The organism is Kitasatospora sp. NPDC048722 (assembly GCF_040650235.1).
GTDB lineage: Bacteria > Actinomycetota > Actinomycetes > Streptomycetales > Streptomycetaceae > Kitasatospora.
Window position 1 is genome coordinate 80962 of sequence record NZ_JBEZGX010000003.1, and the last position, 15931, is coordinate 96892.

Annotated in this window: 15 protein-coding genes; 3 read left to right on the forward strand and 12 right to left on the reverse strand. The window is 73.6% G+C overall.

The window, feature by feature from the left end:
• Positions 1–29: 29 nt before the first annotated feature.
• Positions 30–1118, forward strand: a complete 1089-nt coding sequence (locus AB0C76_RS03755) for a methyltransferase (protein WP_359959150.1) — start codon at positions 30–32, stop codon at positions 1116–1118.
• Between the two features lie 64 nt (positions 1119–1182).
• On the opposite strand, the gene AB0C76_RS03760 is transcribed toward AB0C76_RS03755, so the two are convergent.
• From AB0C76_RS03760 to AB0C76_RS03800, 9 genes are all read right to left on the reverse strand, one after another.
• Positions 1183–1833, reverse strand: a complete 651-nt coding sequence (locus tag AB0C76_RS03760; protein ID WP_359959643.1) for a class F sortase — start codon at positions 1831–1833, stop codon at positions 1183–1185.
• 139 nt (positions 1834–1972) lie between these two features.
• Complete coding sequence (locus tag AB0C76_RS03765; RefSeq protein WP_359959153.1) at positions 1973–2437, reverse strand: hypothetical protein; 465 nt, start codon at positions 2435–2437, stop codon at positions 1973–1975.
• A 318-nt stretch (positions 2438–2755) separates the two neighbouring features.
• Positions 2756–3076, reverse strand: a complete 321-nt coding sequence (locus AB0C76_RS03770; protein WP_359959156.1) for a TcmI family type II polyketide cyclase — start codon at positions 3074–3076, stop codon at positions 2756–2758.
• Positions 3077–3081: 5 nt separating this feature from the next.
• Positions 3082–3537 (reverse strand): SRPBCC family protein, encoded by a 456-nt coding sequence (locus AB0C76_RS03775; RefSeq protein ID WP_359959159.1) that lies wholly within the window; start codon positions 3535–3537, stop codon positions 3082–3084.
• Between the two features lies 1 nt (position 3538).
• Positions 3539–3799, reverse strand: coding sequence for an acyl carrier protein (locus AB0C76_RS03780; protein WP_329932013.1), 261 nt, complete (start codon positions 3797–3799; stop codon positions 3539–3541).
• A 30-nt stretch (positions 3800–3829) separates the two neighbouring features.
• Positions 3830–5071 (reverse strand): beta-ketoacyl synthase N-terminal-like domain-containing protein, encoded by a 1242-nt coding sequence (locus tag AB0C76_RS03785; protein WP_359959163.1) that lies wholly within the window; start codon positions 5069–5071, stop codon positions 3830–3832.
• 5 nt (positions 5072–5076) lie between these two features.
• Positions 5077–6333, reverse strand: coding sequence for a beta-ketoacyl-[acyl-carrier-protein] synthase family protein (locus tag AB0C76_RS03790; protein WP_359959166.1), 1257 nt, complete (start codon positions 6331–6333; stop codon positions 5077–5079).
• Entirely contained in the window at positions 6330–6773 is a 444-nt protein-coding gene (locus AB0C76_RS03795) for a cupin domain-containing protein (protein WP_359959169.1), read from the reverse strand. Before AB0C76_RS03795 ends, AB0C76_RS03790 begins: the two co-directional genes overlap by 4 nt.
• A gap of 29 nt (positions 6774–6802) precedes the next feature.
• Positions 6803–7972 carry a SchA/CurD-like domain-containing protein gene (locus AB0C76_RS03800; RefSeq protein ID WP_359959171.1) on the reverse strand — a complete coding sequence of 390 codons (1170 nt, stop codon included), beginning with the start codon at positions 7970–7972 and terminating at the stop codon, positions 6803–6805.
• A 308-nt stretch (positions 7973–8280) separates the two neighbouring features.
• Between AB0C76_RS03800 and AB0C76_RS03805 the strand changes: the two genes are divergently transcribed.
• The gene (locus AB0C76_RS03805; RefSeq protein WP_359959173.1) at positions 8281–9906 is read left to right on the forward strand and encodes an FAD-dependent monooxygenase; all 1626 of its coding nucleotides are present in this window, start codon (positions 8281–8283) and stop codon (positions 9904–9906) included.
• Between the two features lie 257 nt (positions 9907–10163).
• Here the strand turns inward: AB0C76_RS03805 and AB0C76_RS03810 are convergent, their stop codons facing one another.
• Complete coding sequence (locus AB0C76_RS03810) at positions 10164–11825, reverse strand: APC family permease (protein ID WP_359959176.1); 1662 nt, start codon at positions 11823–11825, stop codon at positions 10164–10166.
• A 461-nt stretch (positions 11826–12286) separates the two neighbouring features.
• The gene (locus AB0C76_RS03815) at positions 12287–13168 is read right to left on the reverse strand and encodes a helix-turn-helix transcriptional regulator (RefSeq protein ID WP_359959178.1); all 882 of its coding nucleotides are present in this window, start codon (positions 13166–13168) and stop codon (positions 12287–12289) included.
• Between the two features lie 102 nt (positions 13169–13270).
• Between AB0C76_RS03815 and AB0C76_RS03820 the strand changes: the two genes are divergently transcribed.
• A complete protein-coding gene (locus AB0C76_RS03820) occupies positions 13271–14854 on the forward strand; it encodes an MFS transporter (RefSeq protein ID WP_359959181.1) in 1584 nt (527 codons plus the stop codon).
• A 26-nt stretch (positions 14855–14880) separates the two neighbouring features.
• On the opposite strand, the gene AB0C76_RS03825 is transcribed toward AB0C76_RS03820, so the two are convergent.
• Positions 14881–15807 carry a serine/threonine dehydratase gene (locus tag AB0C76_RS03825; RefSeq protein WP_359959183.1) on the reverse strand — a complete coding sequence of 309 codons (927 nt, stop codon included), beginning with the start codon at positions 15805–15807 and terminating at the stop codon, positions 14881–14883.
• Positions 15808–15931 lie beyond the last annotated feature (124 nt).

Sequence of the window (15931 nt, forward strand, 5' to 3'; positions counted from 1 at the left end):
ACCGCCGCTTCCACCCGTAAGGACCGCCCATGACCACCGCACCCGCCCACACCAGCCCCCAGGCCGCGATGCGCCTGCGCGAGCTCGTCTTCGGCGCCGCCTGCGCCGCGGCCGTCCGGGCCGCCGCCCGGCTCGGTGTCGCCGACGCGCTCGGCGACACCCCGATGACCGTCACCGAGCTCGCCGCCGCGCTCGACACCGAACCCCGCCCGCTGCGCCGCCTGCTGCGCGCCCTCACCTGCTACGGCATCTTCGCCGAGACCACCGGGACCCCCGGGACCACCGCGACCACCGAGCGTGCCGAGCCCGCCGAGCCCGGTGAGGAACGCTTCGAGCACACCGAGATGTCCCGCCTGCTGCGCGAGGACGCCCCCAACTCGCTGCGCTACATCTCCCTGTGGTGCACCGAGCCGTGGACCTGGGAGGCCTGGCCGAAGCTGGACGAGGCGGTGCGCTCGGGCCGCAACGTCTTCCCCGAACTGTTCGGCAAGGAGTTCTTCGACTACCTGCACAGCGACGCGCACGACTCGGCGAAGGTTTTCGACAAGGCGATGACCACCTCCAGCCGGCAGTCCGCCCGGGACTTCGCCGACTACCTGGACCTCACCGGCGTCGACTCGGTGGCGGACATCGGCGGCGGCCAGGGCCACGTGCTCGCCAGCCTGCTGGAGAAGCACCCGGCGCTGCACGGCACCCTGCTCGACCTGCCCAAGGTGGTGGCCGGGGCGGACGCGCGGCTCCAGGACGGCGGCGCGTTCTCCGCGCGGGCCCGCCTGGTGCCCGGGGACTGCCGCAAGGACATCCCCGTCCGCGCCGACCTCTACATCATCAAGAACATCCTGGAGTGGGACGACGAGAGCACCCGCCGCACCCTCGGAAACGTCGTGGCCGTGGCCCGGCCGGGCGCGCGCGTCGTGGTCGTCGAGAACCTCGTCGACGACAGCCCGTCCATGCGCTTCACCACCGCGATGGACCTGATGCTGCTGCTCAACGTCGGCGGCGCCAAGCACTCCAAGGACAGCCTGGTCCGGCTGATGGAGGAAGCCGGCCTGGACGTCTCCGACGTCCGCCCGGTCAACCCCTACCTGCACGCCTTCGAGGCCACCGTCCGCGGCTGAGCCGCTCACCGCGCGCAACGGCCGCTGCTCCCCGACTCGCAGGGGAGCAGCGGCCGTTCGGCGTTCAAGCCCGGTGCGACGACTCCAGGTGTGCGAACACGACCACGTTGTCGAGGTAGTCCCGGCGCTTCTTGTCGTACACGCCGCCGCACGTGATCAGCCGCAGCTGCGCGTCCGGCGTCTTCCCGTACACCTTCTGGTCGGGGAAGGCGTTCTTGGCGAAGGTCTCGACGGAGTCCACCGAGAACACCGCGACGGTGCCGTCCGCGCGCGCCACCTCGACCTTGTTGCCCGGCAGCAGAAGGCTCAGCAGCAGGAACACCGCCGGGCCCTTGGTGGTGTCGACGTGGCCGGCGACGACGGCGCTGCCGCGCTCGCCCGGGGTCACGCCGCCTTTGTACCAGCCGACCAGGTTCTTGTCGTCCGGCGGCGGGGCGTTGAGCTGGCCCGCCGGACCGAGCGTCAGCTCGGTGAAAGGGGCGTCCACGGCGATCTGCGGGATCCGCAGCCGGGTCGGCTTGGACCGCTTCAGCGCCGGTGCGCCCGCGGCGGCCGTGGGGCCCGGCTTGGCCGCCGCGGCCGGCGGCGCCGACGGGCCGGGGGCGGCCGGTGCGGTGGCGGCCGGGGGAGCGGCCTCGGCGGACGAGGACTCGTCGGCGGTTCGGGAGTCCACCGAGTTGTACATCAGCAGCACGCCGACCGCCGCCGCGCTCATGCCGACGCGCAGCAGCCGGGACGTACCTGGGACGGGAAGCACCGAAGCCCACCTTTCCGGAACGGCGTCCGCTGGACGGCCCGCCGCCCCCGTGCGCCCCCCGCGGTGGCGGGGCGGCGCCCAGGGGCGGCGGAGGGGATCAGGCGACGGCGCCGGCCGTCCGGCGGCCGCGGCGCAGCGCGAGGGCGCCCGCGCCGAGCCCGCCGAGCAGCAGGACCGCGCCCGAGGCCAGACCGCCGCCGGACAGGGCCAGGCCGCCGCCGCCGGTGTGCACGCCGCCGTGCGGGGCCTTGTGCTCCTCGCCCTTGTCGCCGTAGGCGTCGTTGCCCTTGTGCTCGTCCGAGCCCTTGTGCTCGTCCGAGCCCTTGTGCTCGTCCGAGCCCTTGTGCTCCTCGGAGGCGGAGGAGCCCTTGTGGTCGCTCGTGCCCTTGTGGTCGTCGTTGCCCTTGTGCTCGTCGGAGCCGGTGCCCTTGTCGGGCTGCTTCTCCTGCCAGGTGAGGTTCTTGCCCTGGTCCGCGGATCCGTCCGCGAAGGCCAGGGGGGTGCCGACGGTCAGGACGGCGGCGACGGCCGCCCCGGCGAGCAGCGTGCGTGCAGAACGCATGAGGATGATCCTTCCGGCGCGCTGGCCCGCGACGCCCGGCGGGGGTGCCGGGCAAGGGGACTCGCGGGGAATGCGCCTGATCCACCGTCAACCACCGTGCCGCCGCCTGCCACCGGAGGCGTGCAGGCCCCGCGCGCCCGGTGCGCCTTTCGGATGGACTCCCGGGCGTGTTCACCCGAGTGCGCGGGCGGTACGGGTGAACCGGGATTACGGCGTCCACGAACCGTCGGCGCGGGCGGGCGGGTCCGGGCATGCGTGGGCCCGCCCCCGGCGGGTGGCCGGGAGCGGGCCCAAAGGGTCGCGGGGGCGCTGTGGAGCTCAGCGGTCCCAGCGGTAGAACTCGCGTGCCATCGCGTCCTTGGGTTCGTGCCACGTGGCGGGGTCGTACGCCTGGACGTAGGCGGTGAGGCGGTCGCTGACGGTCCGGAACTCCGGATGTCCGACGACCTTGGCGACGGCCGGGCCCGGCGGGCGGTCGGCCTCGATGAGGTGCAGGTAGACGTCGCCGAACTGGAAGAGGCTGCGGCCGGTCACGCCGATCAGGTGCGGCAGCTCGCCCCGGTCGGACTCGGCGAACACCTCGGCGATGTCGGGGGCCGCCTCCGGCTTCATCCGGGCGACGATCAGTGCGCGGTGCACGCCGCTCACCTCTCCCCGGCCCGCAGCTCGACCTTCTCGCGGATCAGCTGCATCTGGATCCGGGAGTTCTTGTTGATGTGGTTGACCATGCCGTCGTCGTCCACCGGGGCGGTGGGCTTCATCGCGAAGTCCTGGATCCAGCGCATCCTCGTCCCGGCCGGGACCTCCGCGTACTCCCAGCGGATCTCCATGAACTCGAAGGGGCCGGGCTCGACCCGGCGGGCGCGCACCGCGAGCGAGGACTTGTCGGTGGTGCGCTCGGAGACCCAGCTCCACACCTGGCCGTTCTCGTCCGGGTGCATGGTGAGCCGGAAGCGGACGCTGTCGCCGTCGCGCTCGAGGACGTCGACGGAGGCGTACTCGCTGAACAGGTCCGGCCAGTTCTCCAGGTCGTTGGTCATCTCCCAGACCAGGTCGAGCGGAGCGGCGATGACGATCTCGTTGTCGGTGTGTCCGGGCATGTCAGGCACCGGCCTTCGTCGCGAGGGAGGCGTTGACGAGCTGCACGAACTCGGCCGGGGTCTTGGCGGACTCGGCGCCCGAGGTGACCTTCAGGCCGTGCCGGTTCTCCAGCTCGCCGACGACGCCGAGCAGGCCGAGCGAGTCGACGCCGAAGTCGTCGAAGTAGGAGCCGGGGCGCTCCAGTTCGTCGGGTTCGACCGTGACGCCGGCCCGCGCCTGGAGCAGGGCGGCCAGTTCGGGGTAACTGAGGGTGTTGCTCACGGGGGTGTCCCTTCTCAGAACGGGGGTGGTTCAGGACCGCTCCCCGCGCCGGAGCACCAGCGCGGAGTTGGAGCCCATCAGCCCGCGGCTGAGCACCAGCGCGGTGCGCAGCTCGGCCGGCCGGGCGCGGCCGGTCACCAGGGCGAGGTCGTGGCAGACCTCGGTGACGTTGGGGGTGGGAGGGAGCACGCCGTCCTCCATGGCGAGGATGGCGGCGGCGACGTCCAGCAGCGGGGCGCCGCAGTAGGCGCGGCCGGTACCGGTCTTGGGGGCGGTGACCGGGACGCGTTCGGCGGCCGGGCCGAGGGCGTCGGCGAGGGCGAGGGCCTCGGCCCGGTCGGCGGCCGGGACGCCGAGCGCGTCCGCGAAGACCACGTCGACCTCCTCGGGTGCGATCCGGGCCTCGTCCAGCGCGGTCCGGATCGCGGCGGCCAGGCCCTCGCGGGACTCCTCCCACCGGGAGGCGCCGGTGAAGGTGGCTCCGTGCCCGGCCAGGTGGGCGCGGACGGCGGCGCCGCGGCGCCGCGCGGTCCGCTCGTCCTCCAGTAGCAGCATCGCGCCGCCCTCGGCGGGGGAGAAGCCGCAGGCCTGCGCGGTGAACGGCAGGTAGGCCCGGTCGGGCTGTTGGGCGAGGCTGAGCTCGGGGTAGCCGAGCTGGCAGACCATCGAGTACGGCGCGAGCGGGGCCTCGGCGGCGCCGGCCACCACCGCGTCGGCGCCGTGCTCGATCGAGCGGGCGGCGTGGGCGAGCGCGTCCAGGCCGCCGGCCTCGTCGCTGGCGACGACGCCGCAGGGCCCCTTGTAGCCGCCGCGGATGGAGATCTGTCCGGTGCTGGCCGCGTAGAACCAGGCGATGGACTGGTAGGGGCCGACGAACCGGGGCCCCTGGCCCCAGAGCTGCTGGAGCTCGCGTTGGCCGAACTCGCCGCCGCCGGAGCCGGCCGCGGTCACCACGCCGACGGCGTAGGGCTGTTCCGGGTCCGGCGTGAAGCGGGCGTCGGCCACGGCCAGGTCGGCGGCGGCCATCGCGTAGTGCGTGAAGCGGTCGGTCTGCACCAGGTAGCGGCTGTCGATGAGGGCCTGCGGGTCGAAGTCCCGCACCTGTCCGGCGACGCGCAGCGGCAGCGCGGTGCAGCCCTCGCGGGATATCCGGTCGAGGACGCTCACGCCCTGCCTGGTGGCCTTCCAGAAGGCGTCGGTCCCGACACCGTTCGGTGCGACCACGCCGATGCCGGTGACCACCGCCCGGCGGCCCTGCTGACGTGACGTCATGGATCTCACCCCGTTCTTCTGAGCACGACGGCGGACTGGAATCCGCCGAATCCGCTGCCGACCGAGAGGATGTGGCTCAGCGGCAGCTCGCGCGCGGTGCGCGGCACGTAGTCGAGGTCGCACTCCGGGTCGGGAGTCTCGTAGTTGGCGGTCGGCGGCACGACACCGTGGGCGAGCGCCAGCGTGCAGGCGACGACCTCGATGGCGCCGATCGCGCCGAGCGAGTGCCCGACCATCGACTTGATCGAGCTCATCGGCGTCCCGTAGGCGTGCCGGCCGAGCGAGCGCTTGACGGCGGCGGTCTCGTGCCGGTCGTTCTGCTTGGTGCCCGAGCCGTGCGCGTTGACGTAGTCGACGTCGGTGGTGTTCACCCGGGCGTGGGCGAGCGCGTCGTCGATCGCCCGGGACATCTCCAGCCCCTCCTGGGTGAGGCCGGTCATGTGGTAGGCGTTGCCGTAGGTGGCGAAGCCACCGACCTCGCCGTAGACGCGGGCGCCGCGGCGGCGGGCGTGCTCCAGTTCCTCCAGCACCAGGACGGCGCCGCCCTCGCCGAGGACGAAGCCGTCCCGGTGGGCGTCGAAGGGGCGGGAGGCGTGCGCCGGGTCGTCGTTGCGCTCGCTGGTGGCCTTGATGGCGTCGAAGCAGGCGACGGTGATCGGCGAGATCGGGGAGTCGGAGGCGCCGGCGACGCAGATGTCGGCGCGTCCCTCCTCGACGGCCCGGAAGCCGTAGCCGATCGCGTCCAGGCCGGAGGTGCAGCCGGTGGAGACCGTCTGCACCGGCCCGTGCGCGCCGATCCGTTCGGCGACCGCGGAGGCCAGCGTGCTGGGCGCGAACGCCCGGTGCAGTTGCGGCTCGGCCTGCCGGTGGTCGACGTCCCAGCGGGCGCCGGCCGAGCTGACCAGGGCGTAGTCGTGCTCCAGCCGGGTGGTCCCGCCGACGGCGGTGCCGAGCGAGACGGCGATCCGCCACGGGTCCTCGGCGGCGAGGTCCAGTCCCGCGTCGGCGACCGCCTCGTCGGCCGCCACCATCGCGAACTGCACGTAGCGGTCGGCCCGTTGGACGTCCTCGGGCCCGAGCCCGTGCGCGGCCGGGTCGAAGTCGCACTCGGCGGCGATCCGGGAGCGGAACCCGGTGGGGTCGAAGAGCGTGATGCCCCGGGTGGCGGTGCGGCCGGCGGTGAGGAGGTCCCAGAAGGCCGGGACCCCGACCCCTCCGGGCGCCACCACGCCGATCCCGGTGACGGCGACCCGCCGGGTCACGAGGCCACCTTGGCGTGTTCCGGCGGGCCGGACGCGGCGGACCCGTCCGTGCCGGCGTGCTCCTCGGTGCTCACGTGGCCGAGGTCGGGGCGCGGGGCGAGCGGCCCGAGGTGGAAGACCATCCGGGCCTCGGTGGTGCCGACGTTGCGGAAGCGGTGGCGCATGTTGATCGGGATCATCAGGCCGTGGTCGGGCTTGAGGACGCGGGTCTCGCCGTCCAGGTCCACCTCGAGGTCGCCGGAGACGACGAACACGAACTCCTCGGAGTACGGGTGGTAGTGCTCGGCGATCCGCTCCCCGGGCCGGACGATGGCCAGGCCCATGAAGCCGCTGGTCGCCCCGCAGGTGGTCGGGGTGAGCATGGTGCGCAGCTCGGCGCCGTGGCGGCGGTTCTCCGGAGCCTCGTCGACGTGGACGATCCGTGGGTACTGCGTGGACATGGTGTTTCCTCCGGAAAGATGACGGATCGTCAGTTCGCTTGCGAGCTGCGGTCGGTGATCGGGGTCATGCTGCGGGCGGCAAGGAACGCGCGCAGGCCGGCGGTGGTGCGCAGGTCGCCCTCCGCGCCGAGGTCGAGCAGCCGGGCGAGCGCCGCGGCCTCCGCGTCGCCGGCCACGCCGAGCGCGGCGCCCGGGTCGGCCTCGGCGGGCACCCGCAGGTCCACCAGGCGCACGACGACGTCGTCGCGCTGGAACACGGTGCTCGCCGCGACCGGGCCGGTCGGGTCTGCGGTGGCGAGGTCGTCGTGGTCGGCCAGCAGCTCGGTGACGGCCTTGCCGGAGCCCGGGCGGACCGGGTAGAGCACGGCGTGCCGGTGCAGCCGCCCGGACGAGGGCGCGGTGGCGATCGCCTGCTCCTTGGCCGGCAGCGCGGCGCGGGCGAAGAAGGCGCGCGCGGACTGCGGGTCGCCGAGCTGCCGGGCCTCCTCCAGGTACGGGTTGATGGCCTCCTCGACGGCCCGCACCTCGGGCTGCATCGCGACGTGGCGCAGCGCGTCGCCGAGGCTGCCGGTCACCTCGACGGCCCGTACGACCCGGTTGCCGTGCATGAAGAGCGAGGTGCGGCGCAGCCGGGTGTGCTCGTCGACGTCGGCCTTGGGGGAGGTGTAGCCGGCCAGGATCCGGGCCACCTCGGGCTCGCTGCCGGGCTTGACCGTGAAGGTCAGGGCGTGGCGGACGACCCCGTCGGGGCCGGGCTCGGCCTTGGGCGGGCCGACGTGGCCGGCGGGTTCGGTGCGCGGCAGGCCGGGCGGCACCTCCATCGGGGCCCGGGTGCCGGTGGCGCCGCCGGCGGCGGAGGTCTCGCGCAGGACGACGTAGCGCATCGAGCGGAAGTTGTCGCTGACGCAGCCGTGCATGGGCTTGACCATCTCCCGGTGGGCGTCGCTGTCGACCCACTGCAGGAACGTCTCCTGGTCCTCCCACTCGCTGGTGATCAGCCACTGCCGGGGGTCGTTGATCGACTGGCACAGCTGGTCGCTGACGTGGCCGGGCACCGCGGCCACCTGGTGGCGCAGTTGCTCGTAGACGTCCAGGAAGCGCTGCTGCGCGCCGTCCTGGATCTCCAGCATCAGGACGACCCGCAGCCGGGTCTCGGACTCGGCGTGCTGCGGCGCCTGCGGTTCGGACAGAGTTGTCATGATCCACTTTCTGCTCTGGGCCGCACGCTGCGGGCCGTACTCCGGCCGCGTCCGGCGGGGCGCTCCCGGCCCGGGGGAGGGCGGTGCGATGGCGGTCGGCCCGGGCCGTCGGCGCCAGGCCTGAGGTCGATCGTGCGCGGCCCGTCCAGGGGCGCGCGAGATTTGCGGGCCATCCGGGCGAAGGGGCTGCACAAGCCGGCTCCGGCGGGGGATGGAAGACCGGGGCGGCCGCCGCTGCGGGCCCCTTCGAGGGCGGCGCCGGGCCCACGTGCCGGGCCGCGGAATCCCCTTACAGGGTGGAGCAATTGATGAATCCGAAGGTAGACGACCGGGTGCCGGTCCTGATCGTGGGCGGCTCGCTGGTCGGGCTGTCGGCCTCGCTCTTCCTCGGCCGGCTGGGGGTCAGACACCTCCTGGTCGAGAAGCACGCCGACACCTCGCGTCACCCGCGTGGCCGAGGCAACAACGTCCGCACCATGGAGCTGTACCGGGTGGCCGGGATCGAGCCGGCGATCCGTGAGGCGGCCTCGGTGCTGGCCCCGAACCACGGCATCCTGCAGGCGCCCTCGCTGACCGGCGCCGAGCAGGAGTGGCTGTTCCGGGAGATCGACCCGGGCGGGCGGCTGGCCCGCTTCAGCCCCAGCTCGTGGTGCCTGTGCAGCCAGAACGACCTGGAGCCGGTGCTGCTGAGCGCGGCCCGCGACCTCGGCGGCGACATCCGCTTCGGCACCGAGCTGGTCTCCTTCGAGCAGGACGCCGACGGCGTCACCTCGGTGCTGCGCAGCCGGGAGACCGGCGAGGAGCGGGTGGTGCGCTCGGAGTACCTGGTGGCGGCGGACGGCCCGCGCAGCCCGGTGCGCGAGCGGCTGGGCATCGGGCAGACCGGCAAGGGCGAGCTGTTCCACAACGTCAGCATCACCTTCCGGGCCAAGCGGCTGGCCGAGGCCGTCGGCGACCGGCACTTCATCGCCTGCTACCTCACCAACCCGGAGGCGGACGGTGCGCTGCTGCCGGTGGACAACCGGGAGGAGTGGGTCTTCCACGCGCCGTGGCACCCCGAGCACGGCGAGCCGCTGGAGGCGTTCACCGACGAGCGGTGCGAGCGGCACATCCGCACCGCCGTCGGCATGCCGGAGCTGGACGTCGAGGTGACCGGCAGGGCGCCGTGGCACGCGGCCGAACGGGTCGCCGAGAGCTACGGCACCGGGCGGGTCTTCCTCGCCGGGGACTCGGCGCACGAGATGTCGCCGACCGGCGCGTTCGGCTCCAACACCGGCATCCAGGACGCGCACAACCTGGCCTGGAAGCTGGCAGCCGTGCTGTGCGGCTGGGCCGGGCCCGGTCTGCTGGAGACGTACGGGCGGGAGCGCCGCCCGGTGGCGCGGGTGACCAGCGAGCGGGCCTCGGCCCGTTCGGCCGAGCACAGCCACCCCGGGTACGCGGTCGTGCCGGGCGTCGGGCGGCAGGCCGGCGTGCTGGCGGTGGCGCTCGGGTACCGCTACCCGCAGGGCGCGGTGGCCGGCGCGGACCCGGAGGGCGAGGTCGTCCCGGAGAAGTTCGAGTCGGCCGGCGAGCCCGGCAGTCGGGCACCGCACCAGTGGCTGGTGTGCGCGGGCGTCCGGCTGTCCACGCTGGACCTGTACGAGCAGGCGATGGTGCTGCTCACCGGGGCGGACGGCGAGGCCTGGCGCGCGGGCGCCCGGCGGGCGGCGGACGAGCTGGCCGTTCCGATGGACGTGTACCGGATCGGCGACGACGCGGAGGACGACCTGGCTCCGGAGCCGGGCACGGACTTCGCCGAGCTGCACGGCATCGGCCCGGACGGCGCGGTGCTGGTGCGCCCGGACGGCTTCGTCGCGTGGCGCTCGCCGGGGGCGGTCGACGATCCGCAGGTGGCGGTGGCGGCGGCGCTGAAGGCCGTGCTCGACCTCTGACGCGCACGGGGACGTGCTCGGCCTCTGACGCGCACGGGGACGTGCTCGGCCTCTGACAGGCACGGATGACGCGCACGGGCGGGCCCGTCGGTCGCTGCTCGACCGGCGGGCCCGCCGTTGGGGTGCGTCAGGCTCGGTAGTTCAGGGGCGTTCGGTCAGGATCTCGTGGCCGGGATCCCGTGGCCGGGGCCTCGTGGTGGGGGCCTCGGGGCCGGGAGCGGCCGGCCGGGAGCGAGGAGTCAGCCTCGTCCCGCGGATCAGTGACCGCCCGCGTCGACCACCTCCACGTCGGCGACCTCGCGCTCGATCTCCTCGGCCGGCAGGGCGACGCGGATCGCCCAGTAGTAGATGCCGAGCGCGAAGACCGCGACGACGCCCATGTCGTACCACATCGGGATCCGGCCGGTGCCGTCCCCGAAACCGCCCTGCCAGGAGATGAGGCCCAGGCCGAGCAGGTAGACCGGCAGCCACTGCGCGGCCTTCCAGTTCAGGCGCGGGGCGTTCGGCAGGCCCTTCTTGATCGCGTAGGCCGCGTAGCTGCCGAGCAGGACGTAGCCGAGCACGATCGCGATGCCCAGGCGGGACAGGGTCTGCCAGCCGGACCAGTAGATGATGAGGCTGGCGACCACGAACGCGGCCGGCGAGACGACCCCGCCCGCCGGGAGGCGGTAGGAGCGCTCACGGTTCGGCAGGCGGCGGCGCAGGGCACCGAAGGCCAGCGGGGCACCGGCGTACATCAGCACGCTGGCGGAGGTGATGAAGCCGACCAGCTCCTGCCAGCTGGGGAAGGGCAGGAAGCAGATGACGCCGGTGACGAAGGAGATGATCAGGCCGAACCACGGCACGCCGTTCTTGTCCAGGCGCTCGAACCTCTGCGGGGCGTAGCCGTTGCGGCTCAGGCCGTAGGAGATGCGCGAGGTGGCGGTGGTGTAGATCAGGCCGGTGCCACCGGGGGAGATGATGGCGTCCATGTACAGCACCCAGGACAGCCAGCCGAGGCCGACCAGGGTGGCCAGGCCCGCGAAGGGGCCGTCGATGCCGGGGAAGTCGAGCTTGGCCCAGCCGTTGGCGAAGGCGCTGACCGGCAGGGCGCCGATGAAGACGACCTGCAGCAGGGTGTAGATCAGGGTGCCGATGGCGACCGACCCGAGCACGGCGCGGGGGATGTCGCGCCTGGGGTTGCGGCTCTCACCGGCGATCTGGATGGCCTGCTCGAAGCCGAGCAGCGCGAAGATGATGCCGCTGGTGCTGATCGCGGCGAGCACGCCCTTGGCACCGAACGGCGCGAAGCCGTGCGAGGTGAAGTTCGAGCTGTGGAAGCTGGTGATCGCGAGGACGAAGATCGTGAAAAGCGGGACGAAGATCTTCAGCCAGGTCGCCACGCTGTTCGTACGCGCAAGGACTCGAACGCCGAGGAAGTTGACCGCGACGAACACCGCCATCAGCGCGGTCGCGACGACGAAGCCGCTGGTGGTGAGGGTGCCGTTGGTGTTCTGGAGCCCGTCGGCGAAGGACCAGTGCTTGGCGTAGCCGATCATCGCCTCGACCTCGATCGGGGCGACGGTGGCGGCCTGGAGCCAGGAGAACCAGCCGAACGACATGCCCGCGAGCCCGCCGAAGGCGTAGTGCGGGTAGCGCGCGGTGCCGCCCGAGACCGGGAAGAGCCCGCCGAGTTCGGCGTGCACGAACGCCAGCAGGACGATCGCGACGGCGCCGATGCCCCAGGAGATGATCGCGGCCGGGCCAGCGGCGGTGACGGCGTTCTTGGCGCCGAACAGCCAGCCCGAGCCGATGATCGAGCCGACCGAGGCCCACATGAGGCCGATCAGACCGACGTTCCGGCGGAGCGTCCGGTGGGTGGTACCGGACCCGGAGCCGGTGCTCTGTCCCGGCGGGGACACCTGGTTGGTGGAGACCATGGGAATTCTCTCTGTGTGTGGGGGCCCCGGCAGGCGGAGCAGCTCTGGAGAGTTGCCACACAGTAGGGCTATTCATAGGCCTATGCACAGATTTCATTACTGAATGTTTACTTACTTTTCCGGACATTCTCGCTGGTAGGGGGTGTGAGGGTTTCGGGCACATTACGTGACTCGTCAGTAGGTTCACCATTTGAGCCGGAATTGAGCTTCGGGCAGTTGATCATGCATCATGGTCGACACGCCGTTTTATAGAAATGATGATCTATGCATAGTTATGCAGACGGGTGGTCGACTTCCTCCCGTTCGTGCGAACGCAGGGGTGGCGCCACATGATCGAACTCGCCGGTAGGTCGAGGCGCTGGTCGGCTGACGGACTCGGTCGGAGCCGGCGGCGGGTGCCCGGGGTGCGGGGGGTCTTCCCGAGCCGGCCGTGCCGCGGGCCGCTCCCGCGCCCACGCCCGTCAGGCTGTGAGGCCGGCCGTGAAGCTGCCGGCCGTGGAACTGTCGGCTGTGAAACCGTCGAGGAAGCGCAGCGACTCCTCGGCCGGGCTCCCGGGTGGCGCGGTGTAGACGACGAGCATGTGGTGCGCGGCGCCCGGGGCCTGGAGGGTCTCGTAGTCGAGCGTCACCTCGCCGACCAGGGGGTGCCGGAAGCGCTTGGGCCCGTGGCTCTTCTCGTGCACGTGATGCCCGGCCCACAGGGTGCGGAACTCGGCGCTTCCCAGTGAGAGTTGGCCGACCAGCCGGACGAGCCCGGGGTCGTGCGGGCGGCGCCCGGCGGCCATGCGGAGGATGCCGACGGTCGTGCGCGCGGCCTCCTCCCAGTCGAGGTGGACCTCGCGGGCGTTCGGGTCGAGGAAGATCCGTCGGGCCATGTTCCGCTCGCCCGGAGGGAGTCGGGGGAAGTCGGCGATCAGGGCGGCGGCCAGCCGGTTCCAGGCGAGGACGTCGCTGCGGTCGTTCATGATGACGGCCGGGGTGGCCGACATGGCTTCCACGACGCGTCGAAGTGCCGGGCGCAGCACGTCGGTTCGCGAAACCGGGGCATTTCGGCGGGGCGGTCGCGCCAGGTCGTACAGGTGGGCGCGCTCGGCGGTGCCGAGCCGGAGGGCGCGGCTCAGCGCGTCGAGGACCTCGTCGGACGGGCGGTCGGCGCGGCCCTGCTCCAGGCGCACGTAGTAGTCGGTGCTGAGGCCCACGAGTTCGGCGACCTCCTCGCGGCGCAGCCCCGGCACGCGCCGGCGGCCGGTGGGCGGCAGGCCCGCTTCGGCGGGGGACACCAGGGCGCGGCGGGCGCGGAGGTAGTCGCCGAGGCTGCCGGCGAGGGTGGTCGGGTCGGGCATGCGCTCCAGTATGGGCGCGGGGCGGCGGGGGTGCCTGGACCTGTCAGTCCCAGGGAACGGGGTTCCCTTCATCCACCGACCTTCCTGGCGAACGATCGACCCATGACTACCCCCAACTCCCGGAGCCGGGACGGTTACTGGGCGACGGTCGGCGCGGTCGGCTGCGCGAGCGCGATGCTGCCGTTCTCGGTGACCGGCGCCGCCGTCGCGCTGCCGACCATGGCCGCGCACCTGGACGCCTCGGTCGGTGCCGCCCAGTGGATGCTCAACGCCTTCAACATCACCTTCGCCGCCCTGCCGCTCGCCGCGGGCGCCCTCGCCGACCGGCTCGGCCGGCGCCGCGTGCTGCTCACCGGCATCGCGCTGGTCGGCGGGCTGTCGCTGCTGATCGCGCTCGCGCCGTCGATGGCGGTCGTCGACGGCGCGCGGGCGGTGCAGGGGTGCGGGGCCGCGGCCGTCCTGGCGTCGGGCGCGGCGGTGCTGGCCCACTCCACGGCCGGGCGGCGCCGGCAGCTGGCGTTCGGGATCCTGGGCACGTCCTTCGGGACGGGCCTGGCGGTGGGGCCGCCGGCGGCAGGCGCGCTGGTGGAGGCGGCCGGCTGGCGGGCGGTCTTCCTGCTCGTCGCCGCCGGGTCGGTTCCGGCCTGGCTGCTGGCGACCCGGGCGCCGGAATCGCGCAACCCCGAGCGCCCGCGGTTCGACCTCGCCGGGCTGCTCTGCTTCACCGTCGGGCTCGCCGCCCTGTCCTACGCGCTCGTCCGGGCGGGGGCGGCCGGCTGGACGGCGACGGGCACGCTGCTGCCGCTCGGCGGGGCCGTCCTGCTGGTGGTGCTGTTCGGGGTGGTGGAGTTGCGCCGGGCCGGGCGGGCGATGTTCGACGTCCGGCTGTTCCGGCGGCCCGAGTTCCTCGCCGTCGTGTGCCAGCCCTTCACCGTGACCCTCGGTTTCGTGGTGCTGCTGGTCCACCTCCCCGCCTACCTCCAGGGCGTGGGCGGCCGGAGCGTCCTGGCCAGCGGGCTCCTGCTGCTGCCGATGACGGCGCCCGTGCTGCTGCTGCCCCTCGTCGCGGGCCGGCTCGCGGCGGCGACCTCGGTACGGGCGGTGCTGACCGCCGCCTCCGCGCTGATCGCGGCGGGTGCGCTGCTGCTCGCGCTCGTGCGGTTCGAGGCGCTGTGGTCGGCGCTGTTGCCGTTCGGGGCCGGCGTCGGGCTGGCGTTCGGGGTGATGGACAACGCGGCCGTCGGCGCCGTCCCGGTCGAGCACGCGGGGGCCGCCGCCGGGATCTTCAACACCATGCGGATCGCCGGCGAGTCCGTCGCCGTCTCCGGGGCGGCGGCGCTCCTGACCACGCTGACCGCCGCCCGCCTGCCGGGCCTCCCGCCCGGCGAGGCGGCGCACCTCGCGGGTCGGGCCGTCCAGGGACAGGTGGACGCGGCCCGACGCGCGGCCCTGGCCGAGGGGTTCACCGGCGCGCTGCACGTCCTCGGCCTGCTGCTCGCCGTCTTGTCCGCGCTGGGCGCGGTGCTCACGTACGTCGCGCTGGACCCCCGGCGCAGGCCGCGGGCCGGGGGTTCGGCGGCGGTGCCGTCCTCGGCGAGGACGATGGAGCGGTTCGGGTCGGTGGGGGAGTGGTCCGCCGTCCAGGCCGACCCCGTGGCGGGGACGGGCCGACGGGTGCCCGGGTGAGGGTCCCGCTACGCCCGCTACGTCCGCTACGCCCGCTCGACCAGGTCGGACGGGTCGGTGTTGGCCCCGCACAGCAGGACGGCGACGCGCTCGCCCGTCACCCCGTCGAGCGCTGCCAGGGCCGTGGAGGCGGCGAACTCGACGGCGATCCGGCGCTCGTCCCACAGCCGCCGCCGGGCCCGGACGATCGCCTCGTCGGGCACCAGCACCGATCGCACGCCCTCGTGCGCGGCGGCCTCGACGGCGAGGGCGGTCGCCCGGCGGGCGCCGAGCGCGTCCTGGGCCACCGACGCCACCGGGACGTCCACCGGGCGGCCCGCCTCCAGCGCCGCGTTGAGCGCCCGGCTGCCCTCCGGCTCCACCGCCACCACGCGGACCCCGTGTTCGCGCGCCGCCACGGCCACCCCGGCGAACAGCCCGCCGCCGCCCACCGACACCACCACCGTGTCCAGCCCCGGCACCTGGGCGCGGATCTCCTCCAGCACGGTCCCGGCACCGGCGGCGATCAGCGGGTGGTCGTACGCGTGCGAGGCCAGCGCCCCGCTGCTCGCCGCGAACTCCTCGCACGCGGCGAGCGCCTCCGCGTACTCCCGCCCGACCAGCCGCACCTCGGCGCCGTACGAGCGGAGCCGGCCCAGCTTCACCGGCGAAGCCGTCTCGGGCAGGAACACCGTGGCCCGGACGCCCAGTTCACGGGCCGCCCAGGCGCAGGCGAGGCCGGCGTTGCCGCCCGACGCGATGGTCACGCCCGAGTCGGGGAGGGTGCCGGCCTCGGCGTGGGCGAGGAGGAAGTTCTGCGCGCCGCGCGCCTTGAAGCTCCCGGTGTGCTGCAGGAACTCCAGCGCCAGCCACGTCCGTTCGCCCTCGTCCCCGCGCGCCACGACCACCGGCCGCACCCGACCGGCGATCCGCTCCCCGGCCGCCTTCACCGCGTCGTACGTCAACTGCTCCATCGCGCCCGCTCCTCCGGTCCCGCCGCTTCGGTGACGACCGTACGTCGGAGCGGAGGGTGGAGGAAAGATCACGATGATCCGGATGCGGGGTGAGGCGTAGGCTCGGCCCCGTGCGTCTCGTGAT

Coding starts and splice junctions, on each gene's coding strand:
- AB0C76_RS03755 (WP_359959150.1), top strand. CDS start 30: ATGACCACCGCACCCGCCCACACCAGCCCCCAGGCCGCGATGCGCCTG.
- AB0C76_RS03760 (WP_359959643.1), bottom strand. CDS start 1,833: ATGAGCGCGGCGGCGGTCGGCGTGCTGCTGATGTACAACTCGGTGGAC.
- AB0C76_RS03765 (WP_359959153.1), bottom strand. CDS start 2,437: ATGCGTTCTGCACGCACGCTGCTCGCCGGGGCGGCCGTCGCCGCCGTC.
- AB0C76_RS03775 (WP_359959159.1), bottom strand. CDS start 3,537: ATGCCCGGACACACCGACAACGAGATCGTCATCGCCGCTCCGCTCGAC.
- AB0C76_RS03785 (WP_359959163.1), bottom strand. CDS start 5,071: ATGACGTCACGTCAGCAGGGCCGCCGGGCGGTGGTCACCGGCATCGGC.
- AB0C76_RS03795 (WP_359959169.1), bottom strand. CDS start 6,773: ATGTCCACGCAGTACCCACGGATCGTCCACGTCGACGAGGCTCCGGAG.
- AB0C76_RS03800 (WP_359959171.1), bottom strand. CDS start 7,972: ATGACAACTCTGTCCGAACCGCAGGCGCCGCAGCACGCCGAGTCCGAG.
- AB0C76_RS03805 (WP_359959173.1), top strand. CDS start 8,281: ATGAATCCGAAGGTAGACGACCGGGTGCCGGTCCTGATCGTGGGCGGC.
- AB0C76_RS03810 (WP_359959176.1), bottom strand. CDS start 11,825: ATGGTCTCCACCAACCAGGTGTCCCCGCCGGGACAGAGCACCGGCTCC.
- AB0C76_RS03815 (WP_359959178.1), bottom strand. CDS start 13,168: ATGCCCGACCCGACCACCCTCGCCGGCAGCCTCGGCGACTACCTCCGC.
- AB0C76_RS03820 (WP_359959181.1), top strand. CDS start 13,271: ATGACTACCCCCAACTCCCGGAGCCGGGACGGTTACTGGGCGACGGTC.
- AB0C76_RS03825 (WP_359959183.1), bottom strand. CDS start 15,807: ATGGAGCAGTTGACGTACGACGCGGTGAAGGCGGCCGGGGAGCGGATC.